Here is a 5,347-nt window from a genome sequence, read left to right on the forward strand (position 1 = left end):
CCTCGCGGATGCGCTGGCGCGCCAGCTCCACCCGCTTGGGTTTGATCTGCAGCTTTTGCTTGAAGACCCAGCGCATGAGCGGGTAGGAGGCGCGAATCACGCCAGCTTGCAGCGCATTGGCGTGGTCGGTCCACAGCTTGACGATGTGCTCATCGGCCACGCCGAAGCTGCCCGCGTACAGGTAGCGTGCCACGTCCTTGCCGATGGCGTTGAAGCGCTGCTCGACCGCTCGGGCGTCGGTGTCGATGGACAGCGGCATCACCGCCAAAGGTCCGCGGTTCGATTGCAGCCAGGTGAGGATGCGCGGGCTGTCCTGGACCGAAAAGCCGTCTCCTTGGATGATCGGCAGCGTGGTCTGGCCGTGTCCGCCCATGCGCAGCGCGGGGAGCATGTGAAAGGCCGGGCTCAGGCAGACCTCGCGGTAGGGGATGTCGCAGGCGTCGAGCGTCCAGCGGATCTTCTCGCTGTAGTGCGACATCGCGAAGGTGTAGAGGGTCAAGGGGGCGTGTGTGGGCATCTTGTTCTCTCAAGCAGCAGGCGTGCCCTGAGCCGCTTTGAGGCGGTAGCCGGTGCGCGGAAAGTGAACGTGCAACTCGCCGCAGCGCTCACTGTGCAGGCGCAGGGTCAGGCGCTGTGGCTGCAGGCTGACGAGTTCGCCCGTGACGCTCGTGCCGTGCCCGAGTTGCTCGGGCGTCACCTGCACGACTTGGCCAAGGATCAGGCCCGTGGCGTCGGCGCTGCCTTGCTCCCCGGTGGCGTTCGGCAAGCGGGCGGGCAGGGCGGCAGCCGCTTCCACCAGGGCTTCTTCTGCGCTGATGTCTTCCCGATGACCATGGCCGATGCCAATCATGCGTGTCATCCACGCCTGAACGGCGGGGTGGCGGCTGAAGTCGAAGCGGCCGTTGGCCAGGAACCAGAGGGTGGCGTAGAGCGTGAAGTCACCGTTGCCGGGGGTCTCGCCGTTGACGAAGGGGCTGTTGCCGCGCAAGGCGGTGTCCAGCCAGGCGATGTGGCTGTGCAACTCTTGGGTGGCCAAGGGCAGGGCGCGTTTGAGGGCCTCGCGCTCAAGTGGGGCGCCTCGCAACGCCGCGCGGTCTTCGAGCAAGGCGTCGGGCAGCAGGTCGGCCAGCGCGCCAAAGGTGTAGCCCACCGCGCGCCCAAAAAGCAGCGTGTCCACCCAGTTCGCCACGATCTCATCGAAATGCCCCGCGCGGGCGCGCAGACTGGGTTCGGGCTGCAAGGTGTCGAGCACCTCGGCGATCAGCCGGGTGTCGCAGTAGATGTCTGCGCCGACCTGCAGCACCGGCACCTTGCGGTAGCCGCCCGTCAGCGCCACCAGGTCGGGCTTGGGCGCGACGCGGGGCACCTTGACCGAGCGCCAGGTCAGGCCTTTGTGGCCCAGCATCAGGCGCGCCTTTTCGGCGTAGGGAGATTCGTTGTAGTGGTGGAGGATGGGGGTGTGCATGGGCGGACAGCTCAGATCGATGTTCGTGATTCTCGCGAGGGGCGTTCACGCGTGATATGGTCGCTAAAGACATCTTTGATGCTGATATGGACAAATCGCACCCACCTCATCCACCTCATCCACCTCAGGTGCCGCCTCCGCCGCCTGCAGCGCGCCGCCCCAGGCACGTTCACCGGGTTGCCGTGGTGATCTGTCCACAGCACAGCCTGGGCAGCGTGGGGCTGGTTCTCGACGTCTTTCGCATGGCCAACCAGCTGCCCGGTGCGCACCGCTTCGAGTTGATCCGCGTCAGCGAGGACGGCAAGCCCGTGGTTCACCCCGATGGTCTGCTGGCGGTCGAGGGCGGCCCCGATCGCCTGAGTGGGGCCGATCTGGTCGTGATCCCTTCCTTGTGGACCGAAGGGCCCGCTGCAGCCGCCAGCCATCCCGCGGTCATCGCCGCCTTGAGAGGCCTGCCGGCGAGTGTGAGGGTGGCAACGTTGTGCTCCGGGGTCTTCCTGCTGGCAGCCACCGGACGGCTTGACGGACACGTGGCGACAACCCATTGGATGCTGGCCGACGACCTGCAGGCGCGCCACCCGGATGTGCGGGTGCACGCCAGCCTGAACCTCGTGCAGTCCGATGTCGACGGTTGGATTTGCTCAGGAGGGTCGCTCGCCGGTGTGGACGCCTGCTTGCGCGCGGTGCAGGCCTTGAGTGACCGCGAAACAGCTCGGGCCCTGGCGCGCATGCTGGTCACCGAGCTGGACCGGGGGCCACAGTCGCTCTACGTGCCTGCGCCGGGTTGGCGCCGCCATGCCGATGCCGACATCCGCCGCCTGCAGGACCGCATCGAAACCGATTGCGCCAAGCCCTTGTCTCTGGCGGAGCTGGCTGCAGCGATCCATGTGAGCGTGCGCACCTTGCAGCGGCGTTTCCTGGCGGCCACCGGCTTGACGCCCATCCAGTACCAGCAGTCATTGAGGTTGACCCGTGCCCAGGCCCTGCTGGAAAGCGGGCGTTTGCCTGTGGCCGATGTGGCCGAGGCGGTGGGCTATTCGGACAGGGTGGCCTTTGGCCGCCTGTTCAAACGGATGACGGGCCTGACGCCAGCCGCCTGGCGTCAGCGGCATGCTGTCGAGCCATTGCAGGCATGACCTCTTGCGCACAGGTCCCTTGGCGCCTGTGCGGTCTCGAACTCGGGTGCTGGCCGCACCGAAAAAAAGGGGCCCGTCAGGCCCCTTGGATCGGTCGCCACCAACGGGTGGCAGGCTGAGGTGTCACTCGGCCAGGTCGCCCAGGCCGCCCATGACGTGGCTGAAACCACCATCCACGTAGGTGATCTCGGCCGTCACGCCGCCCGCCAGATCGGACAGCATGAAGGCGGCGACGTTGCCCACGTCTTCGATGGTGACGTTGCGGCGCAGCGGGGCGTTCTGCTCGACCACGCTCAGGATCTTGCTGAAGCCCTTGATGCCCGATGCAGCCAGGGTCTTGATGGGCCCCGCCGAGATGCCGTTGGCGCGGATGCCCTTGGGGCCGAGGCTGGCGGCGGTGTAGCGCACGGAGGCCTCGAGCGAAGCCTTGGCCAGGCCCATGGTGTTGTAAGCCGGCACGATGCGCTCAGCGCCCAAGTAGGACAGCGTCAGCAAGGCCGATTTCGGGTTCAGATAAGGCAGGGCCGCCTTGGCCATGGCCGGGAAGCTGTAGGCCGAGATGTCGTGCGCGATGCGGAAACCCTCGCGCGAAAGGCCATCCAGGAAGTCACCGGCGATGGCTTCGCGCGGAGCGAACCCGATGGAGTGCACGAAGCCGTCGAACGTCGGCCACACCTTGGCCAGGTCGGCGAACATCTGGGCGATCTGCTCGTCGCTGCCGACATCGCAGTCGAAAATCAGCTCGGAGTTGAATTCCTTGGCGAACTCGGTGATCCGGTCCTTGAAGCGCTCGCCCACGTAGCTGAAAGCCAGCTCGGCGCCTTCGCGGTGGCAGGCCTGGGCGATGCCGTAGGCGATGGAACGGTTGGACAGCAGGCCGGTGATCAACAGGCGCTTGCCAGCGAGGAATCCCATGGAGTCTCCATTCGAGGGGTCAAACCAGGCGCGCATTCTGACACGTTGCGCAGAACGGCGGCTTGGGGCGGTACGCAGTGGCTTCATCGATGAATTTCATGGGGTGCTCTTGATGTGGGGCGTTTCATCGGGGTAAAATGCGGGATTGGCTGCTCAGGCTGATTCACGGTTTTTGCCCTGCAGGGTGCCCGACATGGTTTTCAGGGGTGCCCGTTTTGCTTGGGTAAAACGAAGTGAGTTGACCTGGCGGTTCGCTTCGTGAATGTGGCGGGCGTTGCTGGCTGCATGTGTTGTTCACATGCCTGCCTGGCGGCTTTCCGTGCAGTGTGAGGGCGGATCATTCCAGCCCTTTTTTTTTGCTTGACCGTTTTTCGTCGATCGCACCCATCAGGATGAGTTGGCTCAATGTCGTTGAAACCACCGTGACCGGTCTCGGTTACGAGCTCGTGGACTGTGAACGCAGTTCGCAGGGTTTGCTGCGCGTGTACATCGACCGGCTGCCCGATCAGGCCTACGACCTGCCCGGTGACCTCGTCACCGTGGACGACTGCGAAAAAGTGACTCGCCAGCTGCAGTACGCGCTGGAAACGGTCGATGCCGATTACGCGCGCCTGGAGGTTTCTTCTCCTGGCGTGGATCGCCCCCTGAAGACGCCGGCGCACTTCGCCCGCTTCCAGGGTGAGCGCATCACCATCGCGCTCAAGGCCCCGTTCCAGGGGCGCAAACATTACAGCGGCGTGCTGTGCGCCTCGCCCGACGGGGACGAAGCCGCCATCGCTGCAGGCCAGGCCTGGGGGCTGCTGCTCAATTCGGCCGATGGCGACAAGCCGTTGTCCAAGACGGCGGCCAAGAAGCTGGCCAAGGAACTCGCGGCCCGGGGTGAACCCGTGCCGCAACAGGTGGATGAGATATTGGGTTTCACACTCGATGAAATTCGCGAGGCCAGACTGGTGCCTGAGGTGAGTTTCAAGGGTCGTGTGCGTCGGGAGGCAACCCCGGCGAGTGAAGTTGCCGTCGAAGAGGCGCAAGAACTCGGAGGTCAGAAGAAATGAATCGTGAATTGCTGATGCTGGTGGACGCCATCTCCCGTGAGAAGAGCGTGGACCGTGACGTGGTGTTCGGTGCGGTCGAATCCGCCCTGGCCTCTGCCACCAAGAAGCTCTACCAGGGCGAAGTCGACATCCGCGTCGCCATCGACCGCGAGAGTGGCGAGTACGAGACCTTCCGCCGTTGGCTCGTCGTGCCCGACGAGGCCGGCCTGCAGAACCCGGAAGCCGAAGAAATCCTCTCTGACGCCATCGACCGCATCGCCGACATCGAAGTCGGTGACTACATCGAAGAGTCCATCGAATCCGTGCCCATCGGCCGCATCGGTGCTCAGGCCGCCAAGCAGGTCATCCTGCAGAAAATTCGTGACGCTGAACGCGAGCAACTGCTCAACGACTTCCTCTCGCGCGGCGAGAAGATCTTCGTGGGCACCGTCAAGCGCCTGGACAAGGGCGACATCATCGTCGAGTCGGGTCGCGTCGAAGGGCGTCTGAAGCGCACCGAGATGATCCCGAAGGAAAACCTGCGCTCCGGTGACCGCGTTCGTGCCTACATGCTGGGCATCGATTCGCTGGCCCGTGGCCCGCAGATCATGCTCTCGCGCTCTGCGCCCGACTTCATGATCGAGCTGTTCCGCCAGGAAGTGCCCGAGATCGAACAAGGCCTGCTGGAGATCAAGAGCTGTGCCCGTGACTCTGGCTCGCGCGCCAAGATCGCCGTGCTCTCGCACGACAAGCGCGTCGACCCGATCGGCACCTGCGTCGGCGTGCGCGGCTCGCGCGTG

At 64.9% G+C, this 5,347-nt stretch carries 6 protein-coding genes; 3 read left to right on the forward strand and 3 right to left on the reverse strand.

Going from position 1 to position 5,347, the window contains the following annotated elements; translation table 11 throughout:
- Nucleotides 1-517 (reverse strand): glutathione S-transferase N-terminal domain-containing protein (locus B2W70_RS10395; protein WP_286745500.1); only part of this gene is annotated, 517 nt, incomplete at its 3' end.
- 9 nt (nucleotides 518-526) lie between these two features.
- On the reverse strand, nucleotides 527-1,465 hold the full coding sequence (locus B2W70_RS10400) for a glutathione S-transferase family protein (protein ID WP_286745502.1): 939 nt from the start codon (nucleotides 1,463-1,465) through the stop codon (nucleotides 527-529).
- Between the two features lie 185 nt (nucleotides 1,466-1,650).
- On the opposite strand from B2W70_RS10400, the gene B2W70_RS10405 reads away from it, so the two are divergent.
- A complete protein-coding gene (locus B2W70_RS10405; RefSeq protein WP_286745504.1) occupies nucleotides 1,651-2,601 on the forward strand; it encodes a GlxA family transcriptional regulator in 951 nt (316 codons plus the stop codon).
- Between the two features lie 123 nt (nucleotides 2,602-2,724).
- Here the strand turns inward: B2W70_RS10405 and fabI are convergent, their stop codons facing one another.
- Nucleotides 2,725-3,516, reverse strand: coding sequence for an enoyl-ACP reductase FabI (fabI, locus tag B2W70_RS10410; protein WP_058086062.1), 792 nt, complete (start codon nucleotides 3,514-3,516; stop codon nucleotides 2,725-2,727).
- A 392-nt stretch (nucleotides 3,517-3,908) separates the two neighbouring features.
- On the opposite strand from fabI, the gene rimP reads away from it, so the two are divergent.
- Together rimP and nusA are read left to right on the forward strand one after the other, a co-directional pair.
- Nucleotides 3,909-4,568, forward strand: coding sequence for a ribosome maturation factor RimP (rimP, locus tag B2W70_RS10415; protein ID WP_286745506.1), 660 nt, complete (start codon nucleotides 3,909-3,911; stop codon nucleotides 4,566-4,568).
- The coding region (gene nusA / locus B2W70_RS10420) for a transcription termination factor NusA (RefSeq protein WP_286745508.1) at nucleotides 4,565-5,347 on the forward strand (783 nt) is incomplete at its 3' end. The genes rimP and nusA, both read left to right, overlap by 4 nt.

Origin of the sequence: Aquabacterium sp. UBA2148 (assembly GCF_002328915.1) — a bacterium.
GTDB classification, from domain to species: Bacteria; Pseudomonadota; Gammaproteobacteria; order Burkholderiales; family Burkholderiaceae_C; genus Aquabacterium; species Aquabacterium parvum.

Coding starts and splice junctions, on each gene's coding strand:
- B2W70_RS10400 (WP_286745502.1), bottom strand. CDS start 1,465: ATGCACACCCCCATCCTCCACCACTACAACGAATCTCCCTACGCCGAA.
- fabI (WP_058086062.1), bottom strand. CDS start 3,516: ATGGGATTCCTCGCTGGCAAGCGCCTGTTGATCACCGGCCTGCTGTCC.
- rimP (WP_286745506.1), top strand. CDS start 3,909: ATGAGTTGGCTCAATGTCGTTGAAACCACCGTGACCGGTCTCGGTTAC.